General features: G+C 67.9%; 18 protein-coding genes. 12 read left to right on the plus strand and 6 right to left on the minus strand.

What is annotated here, in order from left to right; translation table 11 throughout:
- Positions 1-3: 3 nt before the first annotated feature.
- Positions 4-1,140 (minus strand): pyruvate dehydrogenase (acetyl-transferring) E1 component subunit alpha, encoded by a 1,137-nt coding sequence (gene pdhA, locus FND50_RS34035; protein ID WP_144288673.1) that lies wholly within the window; start codon positions 1,138-1,140, stop codon positions 4-6.
- Positions 1,141-1,275: 135 nt separating this feature from the next.
- Here pdhA and FND50_RS34040 point away from each other — a divergent pair, with 135 nt between their 5' ends.
- Positions 1,276-1,752, plus strand: a complete 477-nt coding sequence (locus tag FND50_RS34040) for an Lrp/AsnC family transcriptional regulator (protein WP_007297835.1) — start codon at positions 1,276-1,278, stop codon at positions 1,750-1,752.
- Positions 1,753-1,773: 21 nt separating this feature from the next.
- A complete protein-coding gene (locus tag FND50_RS34045) occupies positions 1,774-2,442 on the plus strand; it encodes an AIM24 family protein (protein WP_061040598.1) in 669 nt (222 codons plus the stop codon).
- A gap of 30 nt (positions 2,443-2,472) precedes the next feature.
- Here FND50_RS34045 and FND50_RS34050 read toward each other — a convergent pair whose 3' ends face one another.
- The 4 genes from FND50_RS34050 to FND50_RS34065 form a co-directional block, all read right to left on the minus strand.
- The gene (locus FND50_RS34050; protein ID WP_144288674.1) at positions 2,473-3,933 is read right to left on the minus strand and encodes a PepSY domain-containing protein; all 1,461 of its coding nucleotides are present in this window, start codon (positions 3,931-3,933) and stop codon (positions 2,473-2,475) included.
- Between the two features lie 223 nt (positions 3,934-4,156).
- The gene (locus FND50_RS34055) at positions 4,157-4,687 is read right to left on the minus strand and encodes a hypothetical protein (RefSeq protein ID WP_186301196.1); all 531 of its coding nucleotides are present in this window, start codon (positions 4,685-4,687) and stop codon (positions 4,157-4,159) included.
- A gap of 55 nt (positions 4,688-4,742) precedes the next feature.
- Positions 4,743-5,756 (minus strand): hemolysin family protein, encoded by a 1,014-nt coding sequence (locus FND50_RS34060; protein ID WP_144288675.1) that lies wholly within the window; start codon positions 5,754-5,756, stop codon positions 4,743-4,745.
- Positions 5,749-7,116, minus strand: coding sequence for a hemolysin family protein (locus FND50_RS34065; protein WP_144288676.1), 1,368 nt, complete (start codon positions 7,114-7,116; stop codon positions 5,749-5,751). Before FND50_RS34065 ends, FND50_RS34060 begins: the two co-directional genes overlap by 8 nt.
- 416 nt (positions 7,117-7,532) lie before the next feature.
- Between FND50_RS34065 and FND50_RS34070 the strand changes: the two genes are divergently transcribed.
- From FND50_RS34070 to FND50_RS34105, 8 genes are read left to right on the plus strand one after another with little or no spacing between them, the layout of a single operon-like run.
- On the plus strand, positions 7,533-8,057 hold the full coding sequence (locus tag FND50_RS34070; protein WP_144288677.1) for an MSMEG_0572/Sll0783 family nitrogen starvation response protein: 525 nt from the start codon (positions 7,533-7,535) through the stop codon (positions 8,055-8,057).
- Between the two features lie 10 nt (positions 8,058-8,067).
- Positions 8,068-9,126 (plus strand): MSMEG_0568 family radical SAM protein, encoded by a 1,059-nt coding sequence (locus FND50_RS34075; RefSeq protein ID WP_144288678.1) that lies wholly within the window; start codon positions 8,068-8,070, stop codon positions 9,124-9,126.
- Position 9,127: 1 nt separating this feature from the next.
- Positions 9,128-10,561 carry an MSMEG_0567/sll0787 family protein gene (locus tag FND50_RS34080; RefSeq protein WP_144288679.1) on the plus strand — a complete coding sequence of 478 codons (1,434 nt, stop codon included), beginning with the start codon at positions 9,128-9,130 and terminating at the stop codon, positions 10,559-10,561.
- Positions 10,558-11,514, plus strand: coding sequence for a carbon-nitrogen hydrolase family protein (locus tag FND50_RS34085; RefSeq protein ID WP_144288680.1), 957 nt, complete (start codon positions 10,558-10,560; stop codon positions 11,512-11,514). Before FND50_RS34080 ends, FND50_RS34085 begins: the two co-directional genes overlap by 4 nt.
- A complete protein-coding gene (locus FND50_RS34090) occupies positions 11,507-11,809 on the plus strand; it encodes an MSMEG_0570 family nitrogen starvation response protein (protein WP_144288681.1) in 303 nt (100 codons plus the stop codon). The genes FND50_RS34085 and FND50_RS34090 overlap by 8 nt, the downstream gene beginning before the upstream one ends.
- The gene (locus tag FND50_RS34095) at positions 11,809-13,065 is read left to right on the plus strand and encodes an MSMEG_0569 family flavin-dependent oxidoreductase (protein ID WP_144288682.1); all 1,257 of its coding nucleotides are present in this window, start codon (positions 11,809-11,811) and stop codon (positions 13,063-13,065) included. The genes FND50_RS34090 and FND50_RS34095 overlap by 1 nt, the downstream gene beginning before the upstream one ends.
- A 5-nt stretch (positions 13,066-13,070) precedes the next feature.
- The gene (locus FND50_RS34100) at positions 13,071-13,919 is read left to right on the plus strand and encodes a carbon-nitrogen hydrolase family protein (protein WP_144288683.1); all 849 of its coding nucleotides are present in this window, start codon (positions 13,071-13,073) and stop codon (positions 13,917-13,919) included.
- Between the two features lies 1 nt (position 13,920).
- Positions 13,921-15,000, plus strand: coding sequence for an MSMEG_0565 family glycosyltransferase (locus FND50_RS34105; protein WP_144288684.1), 1,080 nt, complete (start codon positions 13,921-13,923; stop codon positions 14,998-15,000).
- A 1-nt stretch (position 15,001) separates the two neighbouring features.
- Here the strand turns inward: FND50_RS34105 and FND50_RS34110 are convergent, their stop codons facing one another.
- Positions 15,002-15,442 (minus strand): Lrp/AsnC family transcriptional regulator, encoded by a 441-nt coding sequence (locus FND50_RS34110; RefSeq protein WP_144288685.1) that lies wholly within the window; start codon positions 15,440-15,442, stop codon positions 15,002-15,004.
- 77 nt (positions 15,443-15,519) lie between these two features.
- On the opposite strand from FND50_RS34110, the gene FND50_RS34115 reads away from it, so the two are divergent.
- Positions 15,520-16,263: an AzlC family ABC transporter permease gene (locus FND50_RS34115; protein WP_144288686.1), complete on the plus strand. Its 744-nt coding sequence runs from the start codon at positions 15,520-15,522 to the stop codon at positions 16,261-16,263.
- Positions 16,256-16,585 (plus strand): branched-chain amino acid transporter permease, encoded by a 330-nt coding sequence (locus FND50_RS34120; protein ID WP_005254662.1) that lies wholly within the window; start codon positions 16,256-16,258, stop codon positions 16,583-16,585. The genes FND50_RS34115 and FND50_RS34120 overlap by 8 nt, the downstream gene beginning before the upstream one ends.
- Positions 16,586-16,625 lie beyond the last annotated feature (40 nt).

A 16,625-nucleotide genomic window follows, 5' to 3' on the forward strand; every position in this document is an offset into this window, starting at 1 on the left:
GTGTCAGTTCTCCTCGGATTCGGCGGCCAGTTCGGCTTCCGCCTGCGCTTGCTGCTCTCGAAGTTGCGGGGTCTGCTCGGCGAAGACGTACCGGAACAGGTCCATCGGGTCGGTGGGTCGGTCGACGTTCATGCCGGCACGCAGCGCGGATGCTGCGGCCTCGGCGTCCGCGCTGATGGCCTCGGACGATTCGTCGTCGAGCAGTCCCCTGCCCCGCAGGTACTTGTCGAGCCGGGCCAGCGGGTCGCGGCCGAGCCACTGCTCGACCTCGGACGAATCGCGGTAGCGGGTGGCGTCGTCGGCGTTGGTGTGCGCGTCGATCCGATACGTGTGGGCCTCGACGATGACCGGACCGTTGCCGGCCCGGACGAAGTTCGCGGCCTCGTCCATCACGGCCAGCATGGCCACGGGGTCGTTGCCGTCGACCTGTTCGCTGCCGATTCCGTAGCCGACTCCCTTGTGCGCCAACGTCGGTGCGGCGCTCTGCCGGGCGAGCGGCACGCTGATCGCGAATCCGTTGTTCTGCACCAGAAACACCACCGGGGCCTTGAACACGGCGGCGAAGTTGAGGGCCTCGTGGAAGTCGCCCTCACTGGTCGCGCCGTCACCGCAGAACGCCAGAGCGATCGTGTCGTTTCCCTTGCGGTGTTCGCCGTAGGCCACACCGGTCGCGTGCAACAACTGGGTGGCCAGCGGGGTGCACTGCGGGGCGCTGCGGTGGGCGGCGGGGTCGTAGCCGCAGTGCCAGTCGCCGGCAAGCATGCCGAGGATCTCGACCGGATCGATGCCGCGGGCGGCGAGCGCCACCGAGTCGCGGTAGGTGGGGAACATCCAGTCGCCGGGTTGCAAGCTCATCGCCGCCGCGATCTGGCAGGCCTCCTGACCACGCGACGACGGGTACACAGCCAGCCGGCCCTGCTTGGTCAGCGCCGTCGCCTGCTGATCGAAACGCCTGCCCAGCACCATGTTCCGGTACATCTCGACCAGACGGTCGTCGCTCGGCCTCGGATACCGGGCCTCGCTCTCGGTCAGCTCGCCGGCCGCGTCCAGATACTGCACCGCACGCTCGGCGGGAAGGAACGTCCGATACGGCGTCGCCAGGGGCGGCTCTACGAGCGTCACGTCTACCTCCAGATGCATTGTGTTCGTCAATGCTCGCAACTGAACGACTCATCGACAACGACAAGGCAGAATCGGAGACAAACGGTTTAGAATCGGCTCATCGGGAGCAGAATGTCTCACCGGAGTGTGAGCGACCACAGCAGGGATGGACAGATGGCCGGCGGCACAGCGGACACGTATGAACTCGACGCCATCGACCGGCGCATCATCAAGGAACTCGTCGCCGACAGCCGCATCTCGATGCGGGCGCTGGCGGAGAAGGCGCACATCTCCCGCGCGCACGCCTACGTCCGCATCGAGCGGTTGCAGGAGGCGGGGATCATCGAAGGCTTCACTACCCGGATCTCGCACTCCAAGGCGGGACTCGGCTCGTCCGCGTTCATCGCCCTCTCGATTCGGCAGGATTCGTGGCGGGGGATCTCCACCCAGCTCCGAACACTGCCCTTCGTCGAGCACTTCTCGCTGCTGGGCGGCGATTTCGACGTTCTCGTCCTGGTGCGCGCACCGGACAACAGCGCACTGCGGCATGTCGTCCTCGAACGGTTGCAGAGCCTCGAGGGGGTGCAGTCGACCAAGACGTGGCTGATCTTCGAGGAAGCCAACGGGCCCGGACCGGAATGGGTTCGTTGACGGGGCGGATAGGATTCCGTCATGCGCAGCGACCTGATGAAGAACGCGGAACGCAGTGGTGAACCGGGCACCTTCGTGCTACAGAATCCCCGAATGCTCAAGGTGGACTTGGCCGGAACCAGCGGTCACTTCTTTGCCCGGCAGGGATCGATGGTCGCCTACCAGGGTGACGTCGACTTCGCCTACCAGGGCAGCGGAGGTGTCGGGAAGTTCTTCAAGAAGGCCTTCACCGGCGAGGGCATGTCACTGATGAAGGTCTCCGGCAGCGGCGACGTGTTCCTCGCCCGCGACGCCGACGAAATCTTCCTGCTCGAACTCGAGGACGAGTCGGTGACCGTCAGCGGTTCCAACGTCCTCGCGTTCGACAGCTCCCTGAACTGGGACATCAACCGCGTCGAGGGCGCGTCGATGCTCAGCGGCGGACTGTTCAACACCACGTTCACCGGCCGCGGTGTCCTCGCCGTCACCATCTACGGCACTCCCGTCGTCCTGAACGTGGACACCCCCACCTACGTCGACATGCAGAGCGCGGTGCTGTGGTCGACCGGCCTGCACTCGACGATCCGCAAGACCGCGAAGATGGGCGCCGCGATCGGCCGCGGATCCGGTGAGGCATATCAGCTGTGCCTCACCGGAAACGGCATCGTCGTCGTCCAGGCCTCGGAGGGGCACCCGGTTCCCAAGCCGTAACCGCCGCGGCTGCACGGGTGCCCCGGTCACTCACCCTGCCCGGGTGCGGGCGAGGGCGCCGATCGCGACGTCGACGAGCAGGAAGGCGAGGAGGCTGACGCCGAGCAGCGGAACGAACCAGCCGACGAGGACGACGCATGCGGCCCCGGCCACCGCCGCGGCCGGGTGGATTCGGCGCCAGGTGCCCCGCACCGGCGGCCTGCCCACCGCCCGGGTGGTGCCGCGGGTGGGCCTGCGGCGCCACCACAGGAGGTAGCCACGGACGATCACGGCGAGCAACGCTACCGCGAGGACGGCCAGGACCACCTGGTTGAGCAGGCCGAACAGCAACCCCATGTGCAGGGCGATGCCCCAGGACGTCAGCTTCGCCGCGAGCGGCCAGTCACCGAATCGCGACACATCCGTCACCGCGCCCGTGGCCCCGTCGACCGCGATCGAGTCGGTCGAGAACTGCCACGGTTCGCGGGTTTGCGTGACGGTGAACGCGGTGCCCGCGTCGGCGGGGACGGTCGCCTCGACAGCGCCGGTGACACCGCTCTGCCGGGCCACGTCGAGGACGGTGTCGAGTGCGCCCACGTTGCGGTCGAGGATTCCCGGATCCGACGCGGGCGTGTGCCCTGCGCCGTGCCCGTCGTGACCGCCTGATGCGGCAGCGCCGGCAGCGGGCGCCGAGTCCAGCTTCTTGTCGATCTTGGGGGTGGTCCAGCTCAGGGCGGAGCGGAGTTCGCCGACGTTCTCGCCCGCGTACCGCGACCAGGTCAGGCCCGTCACCGAGAGGAACACCAGGCCGACCGCGATCCAGATGCCGACCACCCCGTGCCAGCTGAGGGTGCGGTTGCGTCCGCGGCTCGACCGGTCGAGCGTCCACAGCCTGGCGGCGTCCGCGTTGCGGGCGCGGGTGGTGCGGTAGCGCTGCACCCACAGGTACACGCCACCGAGCGCGATGACCCACAGCCACGATGCGGCGAGCTCGCTGTAGAGGCGGCCGGGCTCGCCCAGGTGCAGGTGCCGGTGCAACTGCGAAATCCAAGTGCGCATCGGCAGCGCCCCGCTGCTGCCGTAAACGACGAGCTCGCCCACCGACTCCGCGGTGACGGGATCGACGAAGACCGCGCGGCGCTCGGACTCGCCCAGGGTCGGATCGGTGAACATCACCTGCGTCGTGTCACCCGCTTCGGTCGCCGGGCGCACGGCGGCGACAGTGAGGTCCGGGCGAACCTGCTGCGCGGCCCGCACCTGTTCGGACATCGGCAGGTCCGGGCCGGTCGAATAGACGTGTAGGTAGTCGCGGTAGATCAGCTGCTCGACCGACGGCGCGAGAGCGTAGAGGCCGCCGCTGACCGCGGCGATCACCAGGAACGGGGCCACCAGGATCCCCGCATAGAAGTGCAGACGCAGGATCAGTGGCCGGAAACTGCGCGGCGGCGAGGAGACCTTCGACGCCGGGGAGGACGCGACCGGTGTGTCGCGTTCGAGTTCAGGGATGGACATGACGATCTCGCTTCGAATCGGCTGAGACGGGCACCCGGCGCCGTCGAGGCCGCGCACTGCGGGGTGCGCTGGGCACTTCGAGGTGACACGTCAGGGATGCGCCGACTCAGGAAGGAATCGGCACCGGGACTCGCGTGGGAGTCTGCTGGTGCCGTGTGAGGACACGCCGAACCGACGACCACACGTCGTGTGTGTGCCGGGAAGGCGGTGAGAAAGGATTCGACTAGACGAGAGCGGGTGGTCCGCGGGTGCCGGCGCCCGCGGCGACCAGCAGCCACAACGACAGCTTCGCGCGGTAGACCGGGGTCGCCGTCCAGGTGCCGGTATCGACCTGCAGCGGGGCCAGGACTGCGAGAACGATGCGCGACAACGCCGCCAATGCCCTCAGGCAGGCGCGTTCGGCCGACCGGACCAGCACCGCGGCGACTGCGATCGCGGCGAGGTGCGCGGCGATCATCGGGGTGGAAACCCCGAGACCATGGGAATGATCTGCGGCCAAGGCCAGTGTGGTGTGGCCGATCAGCTGGCCCGCAGCGAGCACCGACAGCACGAACAACCATTCACGGCGGGGCACCCGGACGGCGGCGACCGACGCCCCGACCGCGGCGCACGCCGCGAGAAGCAGCACCACCGAGCCATCGCTCGGGGGCATTCCGCCTCCGGCGATGCCGTGCGCGGCGATGCTGACCGCGCCGGACAGTGAACCCACGACGGAGCCGCGCACCCGCGCGACCACATCCAACCGTGAATTCACCCCGCGAGGGTACCGCTTCCGCGATGCCCACCCCGGCCGCGGTGTGCGAAACGGGTCAGGCGGAAGCCCCGGCCGCCGGGCGCAGTCGCGCGAGGACGTCCGTCAAGGTGACGACACCGGTCAGCTCACCGTTGTCGGTGACGATCGCGAGGTGGCTGCGGGTCTCGCGCATGGTGTGCAGGGCCTCGTACACGGCAGCGTCCGCATCGAGGGTCAGCACCGGGCGCATGAGGTCGGCGGCCGTGACTGCGGCGCCGGCCCGCAGGCTGTCCCGGGCGTGCACCACCCCCTTGATCCCGTCCTCGTCGCGTACGAGCAGTCGGAGGTGGCCGCTCCGATCCGCGGCCGCCCTGATCGACGCCGCGGTGGCGTCCGGGGCGACACTGCTCGGGGCGGTGTTCGGCCGCACCACGTCTCGCACGGCGAGCGATTGGAGTTCCAGGGCGCTGGTCAGTTGACCGTGGTACCGCTCGTCGAGCGTGCCGACGGTCGCCGAGTGCTCGACGAGGTGCCGCAGCGCGTCGGGATCCTGGCCGGCCCCCACCTGGTCGACCGGTTCCACGCCGATCCTCCGCAGACACCGGTTCGCCATCCGGTTCAGCACGAGCAGCAGCGGGCGGGTGGCCCACATGAATCCGCGCATCGGGATCGCCAGCAGTGTCGCCGATTTCTCCGGGTGCGCGATCGCCCACGACTTGGGTGCCATCTCACCGACGACGAGATGCAGGAACGTGACGATGATCAGGGCGAGGATGAATCCGAGCACGTCCGCCAGCCACAGCGGGGCGCCCCAACCTGCGAAGGCCGGGGTGAGCCAGTGATGCACGGCCGGCTTCGTGACCGCACCGAGCGCGAGGGTGCAGACGGTGATGCCCAGCTGGGATCCGGCCAGCAGCACGGATAGCTCGGATGCGCTGCGCAGAGCCGCGCGGGCAGCCCTGCTGGTGGGGGCGGCGTCCTCGAGCCGGTGGCGACGGGCAGCGATCAACGCGAATTCGATCGCCACGAAGAACGCGCTGGCCGCGATCAACCCGACGGTGACGAGCACGATGACCCACGGATTATTCATCGGTCGAGTCACTCTCCAAGATGCGGAGCCTCACGAACAGTGAGGACGGGACGTGCTTGTCGACTGCCCGCACCTCGGCGTCGAGAGTGCGGACGGGTGGGTCGGCGTCGTTGATCAGGTCGGCCGGATCCGGGTTCAAGCGGATCGCGACGGCGTCTCCGACGACGGGGAGCCCGCCGAACTCGGCGATGACGGCACCCGCGAGCGTCTCGAAGTCGCCGGGCGGCAGGTCGTGTCCGAGTATGCGCTCCACCTCGTCGATGTGCAGATCGCCGGGCATCGTCCAGCCTTCGGATTCGGACCCCGTCACCGACGCGTCGCCGTCGGGATCGTGTTCGTCGGCGATCTCACCGACGAGTTCCTCCGCTAGGTCCTCGATCGTGATGACGCCGGCGAACCCGCCGTACTCGTCGACGACGAGCGCCATTTCGTCCCGGGCAGCCGTCAGCTGTTCCAGCACGTCGGGCAGCGGCAGCGAGGTCGGCACGACGACGGCCGAACGGGCCCGGGACGCGGCCGGACCGTCGGCCTGCTCGCCGAGCAGGTCGTGGAGGTGGATGACGCCGCGCAGATCGTCGGAGGAACTCCCGACCACGGGGTAGCGGGTGTGGCCCGCGCCCATCTTCTCCAGAACACTGCTCAGGGAATCGTGGGCCCGGACGGTATCGACGTGGGCGCGGGGAATCATCGCGTGCCCGGCGGTGCGGGTGGGAAAGTCGAGGATCCGGTCGAGCAGGGTCGACAGTTCCCGCGGCAGCTCACCGGCGTCGCGGGATTCGGCGACGATGTGTTCGAGGTCCCGCACCGTGGCCGAGTGTTCGACGTCGTGGACCGGCTCGATTCGCAGCGCGCGCAGCAGCAGGTTCGACGACTGGTCGAACAGCCAGATCAACCAGCCGAAGAGTTTCAGGTAGATCGTGGTCGACAGCGCGAGCCAACGCGCCACCGGTTCGGCCCGGGCGATCGCCAGGTTCTTCGGGAAGAGCTCCCCGAAGAGCATCTGGACGAAGGTGGAGAACAGGACGGCGAGGACGGCGCCGACGCCGATCCCGACCGCGGTGGGGATGCCGACACCGCCGAGGAGCTCACCGAGGCCGCGTCCGATCAGGGGTTCGGCGACATAACCGACGAGCAGGCCGGTGACGGTGATGCCCAGCTGGGCGCCGGAGAGCATGAACGAGGTGCGGCGAGTGACGCCGAGGGCGCGGGCGGCGCCCGCGTCTCCCGCCTCGGCCCGGGCTTTGAGCCGCGAGCGGTCGACCGACATGTACGCGAATTCCTGGGCGACGAAGTAGCCGGTCAGGGCGGTGATCAGTAATACGACGACGACGCCGAAGCCGATGCTCAGGACGGTCACCATGTGTTCACCCCCGCGGTGCGTCCGGGACTGCGGTGATCACTCTGGGGCGGGCTGGGTCTTCGGGGGCGCGAAGCGCTGGTCATGGCTCTCTCTGTATTCGGGGTACGAGTCACCCATAGTAAAGGACTCTTTACTTTTTCGAGCGGCGGGTGCGCAGAGTCACGCGGTCGGTGTTACGACCGGATTACCGGATTCGGGCCGCGGTGAGGGTTACGAAACCTGAGCTTGTTCCTCGCGTGACCATTCGGAAATCACCGAACCGTGTACTTGTTTCAGGTCGACGGAGTGCGCAGCGCACTCTCCCCACGCAGAGCGAATGGACATCGAAGTCTACGCCCGGCCCGTCGCCCACAGCATCTCATCAGCGCGTTCAGGCCCTTCGGGCGCCTCCGCCCCACGAACAACCAGGAGTCCCTGTGACCGACATCGAGAACACCATCGCCGAGAACATCCAGAAGGCACTCGGCGAGATTCCCCACCCGGCACTACCCAAGGGCACCAACATCTACGGGTCGACGAAGATCTTCCCGGACTACAAGGCCGCGGACGGCGAGTCCTACTTCACGCTGGTGCACGGCATCGCGCACGAATCCTCCGTCAGCTTCGTCGCCGTCCTGCAGGCAACCCGCGCACTGCGCAAGGGTTTCGAGTCAGCAATCTATTTCTACGGCCCCGGCGCCCTCAACTGCCTTGCGACGCGTGGGTTTCCGACCACCGGAGACAACGGTTTCCCGGGCGAGCAGAACATCAACGACGCACTCGCGACATTCATCTCCGAAGGAGGGACCGTCTTCGCGTGCCGCTTCGGCCTCGCGCTGCACGGCGGACGGGAAGAGGACCTGATCGAGGGCGTCGTGCCCGCACATCCCCTGGATGTGCAGGACGCCATCATCCACTACTCCCGCAAGGGCGCCATCATCAACTCCACATACATGGTCTGAGGTGTGAACCATGAGCGATCTCTCGACACGAGTTGACGTAGCAGTACGCGGAATTCGATCACTGAACGTCCCGGTCACCCGGACTTCCGGCGCCGGCCCCAGCGACGACGGTCATGTACTGATCGGCGGGATCGGCGGCGCCATCCCCATCCGGTCCGACAGCCCGTACGAAGTCAGTGGAAACCGCCTGCTGTTGAACGGCACCGACATGGGGGTGGAGATCGAGCCGGTCCGCCGGCCCCGGTTCTACGACCTCGATACCGCCGACGGAATCTCCTACGAGAAGATCGCCCGGCTGCACGGGACGAACGTACTCGCCACGACCGTGGTCCAGACCTGCATTCGATACGACCCGGCACAGCGGTGCCGATTCTGCTCGATCGAGGCATCACTGCAGTCCGGCTCGACCATCGCGGTGAAGAAGCCCGAACAACTCGCCGAGGTCGCCGAAGCCGCCGTCCGCCTCGACGGCGTCACCCAGATGATCATGACCACGGGCACGTCGGCGGCCAAGGATCGCGGTGCCCGTCATCTGGCGCGATGCGTCGCGGCCGTCAAGGCGGTGGCCCCGGACCTCGCCATACAGGTGCAGTGCGAACCGCCCGGCGATCTCGGGACCATCACGGATCTTCGGGACGCGGGGGCCGATTCCATCGGCATCCACGTGGAGTCCCTGGACGACGAGGTTCGGCGGCACTGGATGCCCGGCAAGGCGACTGTTCCGCTGGACGAGTACCGGGCGGCGTGGCGCGAGGCGGTTCGGGTTTTCGGACGGAATCAGGTGTCGACCTACCTGCTGGTCGGGCTGGGTGAAGATCCCGACGAATTGGTCTCGGGCGCAGCCGAACTGATCGACATGGGCGTCTACCCGTTCGTCGTCCCGTTCCGGCCGCTCGCCGGCACGCTGGCAGTCGAGGACGGGGCTCAGGCGCCGTCGCCGGCCCTGCTCGCCGACGTCACCTCGCGGGTGGCGAAGGAATTGCAGGCGGGCGGGATGCGCGGCGCCGACCAGAAGGCGGGCTGCGCCGCGTGTGGGGCCTGCAGTGTCCTTCAGAACGCAGGAGGCTGACATGTGGGACCTGCCGACCGCCGAGAGCACTCCTTCCGATTTCGCCGTCCTCACCGGGCCGTCGGTTCAGGAGTCACAGTGGAGTTTCCTCGTGCAACCCGCCACCGGTCGGGTGATGATCGAGGCGTACCGACGACTGCGGCGTGAGACGTTCGTCGTGGAACAGGGACTGTTCACCGCCAGCGACCGGGACGATGTCGACGACGATCCCCGAACCGTGGTGCTCGTGGCGATCAGCACCACGGGCGAGGTGCTCGGCGGTGTTCGCCTCGCCCCGATGACGGACGGCACCGACCTCGGGTGGTGGGCGGGAAGCCGCCTCGTGGTGGGTCGAAACATCCGGAACAGCAGGGGAATCGGAAAGGCACTCGTGCGCGCCGCCTGCGCCCACGCCGAATCCCGCGGCGCGTTGCGGTTCGACGCCACCGTGCAGAGCCGGAACGAAACGATGTTCGCCCACCTGGGCTGGACGCGGATGGGTGACGTCACGGTGGCGGGCGCGCCGCACGTGCACATGACGTGGCCGATCGATCGCGTCGAGCGTCTGGTCCAGAGCACGAAGTCCTGTCTGGCCCACACCCTGGCACCCTTGGGTACGCATGGTGATGCGCTCGGCGGCAGCGGGTTCCGCGGCGACGACGGCGCACCGGTACCGGGCAGCGACCTGATCGCGGCGTGCGACGCCATCCTGCCCGCCATGGTTCAGCGCGATCCCGAGTGGGCCGGATGGTGCGCCGCCCTCGTCAACCTCAACGACCTGTCGGCGATGGGTGCCATCCCCGTCGGGATGCTCGACTCGGTCGGCGCACCGAACACCTCGATCCTGTCGAAGGTGATCCGTGGTCTCAGCCGGGCTGCGGAAGCGTGGGACGTACCGGTACTGGGCGGCCACACCCAGCTCGGCGTACCCGCGGCGCTGTCGGTGACAGCGCTCGGACGCTCCGCGGATCCGGTGCCCGCGGGTGGGGGTCGGGTCGGCGACGAGCTCACGCTGACAGCAGACCTGCACGGGCAGTGGCGGCCGGGATACACCGGACAGCAGTGGGATTCGACGTCCCATCGCAGCTCGGACGAACTGCGGGACATGGCCTCGTTCGTCGCCCGCACCCGCCCCGCCGCGGCGAAGGACATCAGCATGGCGGGGATCGCCGGCACCACCGGGATGCTCGCCGAGGCGAGCGGACTCGGCGCCGTCCTCGACGCCGCATCGGTCCCCAGGCCGCCCGGTACGACGGCGGGTGACTGGATGACGTGCTTTCCCGGGTTCGCGATGATCACCGCCGATCGGCGCGGTAGCGCGCCGGCGCCCGCCGGGCCGGCCACCTCGGCCGTCTGCGGGGAATTGACATACGAGCCGGGGGTCAGCCTTCGCTGGCCCGACGGCGTAACGACACGCGTGGTGCACTCCACGGTCACAGGATTGGGAAGAGCATGACTGACATCGGAATCTCCGTTGCGGCAGCCGAGTTCGGCCGCGACATGGAAAGGGCGTATCGCACGATCGGTGAACTGATCCAGCAGGCGCGGACAGCCGGGAGTTCGCTACTCGTGCTTCCGGAGGCCTGCCTGGGCGGTTACCTGCCCAGCCTGGGCGGAGGCGACGAAACCGAGGAGCAGCGGCAGCGTCGGCTCCGCAGCCTCCCGCCCGCACTGAAATTGGACGGGCCCGAGATCCGGCGGGTCGTCGACATGGCCGGCGACCTGGTGATCACCCTCGGATTCTGCGAGGCCGACGGCGCCGACCGGTACAACGCCGCGGTGACGCTGCACGGCGACGGGATACTCGGCTCGTACCGCAAGGTGCACCAGCCACTGGGGGAGAACCTCTGCTACCGCGCCGGCGGCAAATACGAAGCGTTCGACACCCCGGTCGGACGGATGGGCATGCAGATCTGTTACGACAAGGCCTTTCCCGAGGCCGCGAGGACGCTCGCCCTCGACGGCGCGGAGATCATCACGTCGCTGTCGGCGTGGCCCACCGCCCGCACCAACCGCGTCGAGAACCCCGAAGACGACCGGTGGAAGCAGAGATTCGACATCTACGACCGCGCGCGGGCCACGGAGAATCAGGTGGTCTGGGTGGCATCGAATCAGGCGGGGACGTTCGGGTCGCTCCGGTTCGTGTGCAGCGCGAAGATCGTCGGCCCGGGCGGCGAGATCCTCGCCACCACAGGCGTGGAACCCGGCCTCGCCTCGGCCACGCTGGATGTGCAGGCCGAACTGGACGCGATTCGCAGCGGCGGGATGTACAACCTCCGGGACCGCCGGCCGGAACTGTACGGAGACGTCGTCGCGGAGAACCGGGTGAGCGGCACCCGGCTCGACGCGACGGCGCGACCGTCGTTCCTCCGCACCACGACAGCCGAACTGGAGCCCGTCGATGCCTGAGATGATGTTCACGGTGCGCTGGCCGGACGGAAGCACCCAGTCCTGCTACTCGCCGTCGCTGGTCATGCACGACCACCTGGTGGCCGGTGAGGACTACACGGTCGCCGATTTCCTCGCACGCACCACGACGGCGCTCACCGAGGCCAGTGAGCGAGTCCGTGCCAAGTTCGGGATGTACTGCACGTCCGCGTCCGAGCAGATGCAGGAACTCGAACGCGCAGGCCGCACCCTCGACCCCCAATCCCTCGTCCGGGTCCTCGAGATGAACCCGGCTTCACTCCCCGGAGAGTCGTGATGACCGAACAACACGCAGTCGTCGTGATCGGCGGCGGCCAGGCGGGCCTGTCGATCAGCTGGCATCTGGTGCAGCGTGGAATCGACCACGTGGTGCTCGAGCGAGAGTCGATTGCGCACGAGTGGCGCGACAGTCGCTGGGACAGCTTCACTCTCGTCACTCCGAACTGGCAGTGCACCCTTCCGGGATACAGCTACTCCGGCGGCGATCCCGACGGGTTCATGAACCGCGAGGAGACCTACCAGTTCGTGCGTGGGTACGCGGATACCTTCGATCCTCCTGTGCGCGAAGGGGTCGCGGTGGTGGGGGTCCGGCAGTCGGGTTCCGGAGGGTTCGACGTGGACACGACGGAAGGCTCGATGCACGCCGACCACGTCGTCGTCGCGGTCGGCGGGTACCACACACCGGTCGTTCCCCGGTTCGCCGAACGGCTGCCCGCCGACATCACGCAATTGCACTCGTCGCAGTACCGGAGCGCCGGCGAGCTGCCCGCGGGCGAGGTTCTCGTGGTGGGCAACGGCCAGTCCGGCGCCCAGATCGCGGAGGATCTTCATCTCGCGGGTCGCACCGTCCACCTCGTCACCGGTGGGGCGCCGCGGGTCGCGCGGTTCTACCGCGGCCGGGACTGCGTGGCCTGGCTGCACGACATGGGCACCTACGACGTCTCGATCGCCGATCACCCGGGCGGTCTGGGCAAGCGGGAGAACACCAACCACTACGTCACCGGCCGGGACGGTGGCCGCGACATCGACCTCCGTGCGTTCGCGCTCGCGGGAATGCGCCTGTACGGGCGGCTGCTCGACGTCGTGGACGGCACCCTGCGGTTCGCGCCCACTCTGGAGTCGTCGCTGGATGCTGCCGACGCCGTCAGTGAGAGCATCAAGGATTCCATCGACGCCTATATCGACCGCGTGGGCATCGATGCGCCGCGCGAGGAACGGTACGTGCCGGTCTGGCGTCCCGAACGTGAGGTCACCGAGTTGGAGCTGCCGACATCGGGCATCGCGTCGGTGGTGTGGTCGATCGGTTTCCGGACCGACTACCGGTGGCTCCGCGCGGGCGTGTTCGACGGTGAGGGCCATCCCACCCACAACCGCGGCGTCACCGCGGTGCCCGGGCTGTACTTCCTCGGCCTTCCGTGGCAGCACACGTGGGGTTCGGGACGGTTCGCGGGAGTGGCGCGGGACGCGGAGTATCTGGCGGACCGCATCGAACTCGAAGCGGGTGTGTTGCCGGCGACGGCGACACTAGCCTGACGCCTATGGTGACGACACGGTTGGCAGCATTGGCGGGGCACTTCGGCCGCGACATCGATCGCGCGCTCCTGAAGTTGCAGACGCTGATCGAGAGTGCGACGAACGACGGGGTGGACCTACTGGTCCTGCCCGACGCCTGCCTCGGTGGCTACATCTCGGATCTCCGGCGGCCGGACACGGAGGAGCTTCCGCCCGCGCTCGCCGCGGACAGCCCGGAGCTGAAGGCCGTCGCGAAGATGGCGGGCCGCATGACGATTTGCATCGGGTACACGGAACTGTGCGACGGGGTGCGATACAACGCCGCAGCCTGCGTGACCGGTGACGGGGTGCTGGGCAGTCACCGCAAGGTGCATCAGCCGGCCGGGGAATCCCTGGCGTACGCCGCGGGTGACTCGTTCACCGCCTTCGATACACCGGTGGGCCGGATCGGGATGCTGATCGACTACGACAAGACGTTCCCGGAATCCGCTCGCACCCTCGCGCTCGACGGCGCGCGGATCATCGCCGCGTTGTCCGCGTGGCCGGCCAGCATCACGGACCGGGCGGCGCGCATGATGCAGGACCGGCAATCACGCCTGTTCGATCTCTACGATTCGGCCCGGGCCGCCGAGAACCAGGTGGTCCTCGTGTCGTCCAACCAGACCGGAATCCAGGGTGGCCTGCGGTTCCTCGGTCAGGCCAAGGTCGTCGGCCCGGGCGGCGACGTGCTCGCGCGAACGGGGACGAAGGGCGGCCTCGCCGTCGCCGAACTCGACGTCGACTACGAGGTCAACCGGGCCAGGAAGGTACTGCGGCACCTGGACGAACGCCGCATCGACACCTACCGGAGACTGCTGGACCGAGGAGAACACTGACATGCGGATCGCGCTGCTGACCTATTCGACCAAACCGCGCGGGGGAGTCGTGCACACGCTGGCGTTGGCGGAGGCCCTCGCCCGACAGGGCGCGGACGTGACGGTCTGGACCCTGGGCAGGCACGGCGACGCCGCCTTCTTCCGTCCGGTCGACCCGACTGTCACCGTGCGGGTGGTGCCGTTCGCACACGTCGACGACGAGACCGTCGGTGAGCGGATCCTCCGATCCATCGAGACGATGCGCGCCACCTTCCCACCGGGGGCATACGACATCGTCCACGCGCAGGACTGCATCAGCGCCAACGCCGTCGGGCGGTGCGTGCGAACCATCCACCATCTCGACCAGTTCACGACGCCCGCGCTGGCCGCCTGCCACGAGCGCGCGATCGTGGATCCGTACGCGCGGATCTGCGTGTCCGCCGCCGTCGCCGCCGAAGTTTCGGCCGGATGGGGTCTCGATTGCGCCGTCATTCCGAACGGCGTGGACGCCGCCCGATTCGAGGACGCACGCGGGGACACCCGGCGCCGCCGCAGGTGGGCCGGTGAATTGGGCGACTACGTGTTAGCGGTCGGCGGTATCGAACCGCGCAAGGGCAGCATCGACCTGGTGGAGTCGTTCGCACTGCTCGTGAAGGAGCAACCGGACCTGCGGCTGGTGTTCGCCGGCGGCGAGACCCTGTTCGACTACCGGGGGTACCGGGACGAGTTCGACCGACGGGCCGCGGAGCTGGGTGTGACACCGACCATTCTCGGAACGATCGACGACGCCGACCTCCCCTCGCTGGTGGCCCAGGCCAGCTCGTTCGCCTTCCTCTCCACCAAGGAAGGATTCGGGCTGGCCGCGATGGAAGCCCTGGCGGCGGGCGTTCCCGTCGTCGCACGCGACCTGCCGGTCCTACGGGAGGTCTTTCGCGGGACGGTCCGGTACGCGTCCACCCACGAGGAGATGGCACGCGCCCTGACCGAGCCTGCCGACGGCTCCTCCCTCGACGAGGGGCGCGCCTTCGCTCGCTCACACCGATGGGACGACGTGGCGCAGAAACATCTCGAGTTCTACCGGGAGGTCGCGGCGCACCGCTGACTCAGTCGGCGCTCTTGATGGTCTTCATCGTGATCAACGAGGTGACCCGCGATACCGCCGGGAGCCCGCTGAGCTTGGTGGCCATGAAGTTCTCGTACGTCGCGAGGTCGCGGACCGCCACCCGGATGAAGTAGTCGGGGATGCCGAACAGCCTCCGGCATTCGATCACCTCGTCGAAGGCGGCGACCCGGGACTCGAACTGCTCGATGGTCGCCTGGTCGTTCACACCGATCTCGGCGGTGACGATCACCTGGAAACCCCGATCGAGCGATTCCTGGCTGACGATGGCGCGGTAGCCGGTGATGACTCCGTCCGCCTCGAGCTTCTTGACCCTGCGCAGGCACGGGGACGGAGTCAGACCCACCAGATCCGCCAATTCCGTGTTGGTCAGACTGGAGTCATTCCGCAGGTGGTCCAGAATTGCGTGATCGATGTCATCCATTGAACTATTATTGCGCAGAGTGCGGAGAATGGGCATTCGCTCGCAATCGCGCACCGGGATAGTTGCTATAGATTTGCGTGGTGATCGATCCAGCAACCCTCTCGACGACCGCAGTCGTCGACTCCGCCCCCCGGCACACTCCGGAGTGGCGTCGCGCCCTGCAGGCGTCTCTCCCCGTCGGGATCGGGCTGGTTCCGCTGGGGATCGCCCTCGGGGTGCTCGTCGTCCAGCAGGGACTCAACCCGTGGTGGGCGATGGTTTTCACCTCGCTGATCTACGCCGGTTCCCTCGAATTCATCGCGGTCGGCATGGTGGCGGCGATGACGCCGCTCCCGTACATCGCGCTGACCGCGTTGCTGGTGAACTTCCGGCACGTGTTCTACGCCTTGAGCTTTCCCCTCGACAGGGTGAAGGGCCGGCTCGCCCGCTTCTACAGCATGTTCGCGCTGACCGACGAGGCGTACGCCATGACGGTCACCGGCGACCGGAAGTCGATGTCCGGCCGGGTCGTCGTGTACTCGCAGTTGTATCTCCACGCGTACTGGATCGGTGGAGCGATGCTCGGAGCGACCGCGGCGCAATGGATCCCGGAGAACATCGTCGGCCTCGACTTCGCGCTGACCGCTCTGTTCGTCGTGCTGTCCATCGAGGCCATCCGGTCGCAGAGCGGTTTCGCAGTGCCCTCGACGGCCGTGATGTGCGCCCTGATCGCGCGCCTCGTCGACCCCGGACACATGCTGCCGATAGCGATGGGCGCCTTCGTGAGCCTGCTCGTCGTCCGCTATTTCCTCGCCCGGCGAAAGGTGCGCACCGATGCCTGACGCCGGTTACATCCTCGCGGCCATCGCGATCATGGCGATCGTCACGTTCGCCCTGCGCGCCGTCCCCTTCGCGATCGTCATGCCGTTGCGCTCGTCCGCGCTCGTCGGCTACCTGGGTGTCTACCTGCCGGCCGGGATCATGCTGATCCTGGTGGCGTACTCGCTGAAGAACGTCTCCGTCACCGCCCCGTCGCACGGGATCCCCGAACTGATCGCGGTGGGGGCGACCGCCGCGGTGCACCTGTGGCGCAAGAATGCGGTGCTCTCGATCGTCGTCGGAACCGGGCTGTATGTCGCCCTGATGAACTGGGCATTCGCCTGAGCCCGGCGCGCCTCACGTTTACGATGCAACCACACGGGTA

The organism is Rhodococcus sp. WB9, assembly GCF_007558985.1.
Classification (GTDB): Bacteria; Actinomycetota; Actinomycetes; order Mycobacteriales; family Mycobacteriaceae; genus Rhodococcus_F; species Rhodococcus_F opacus.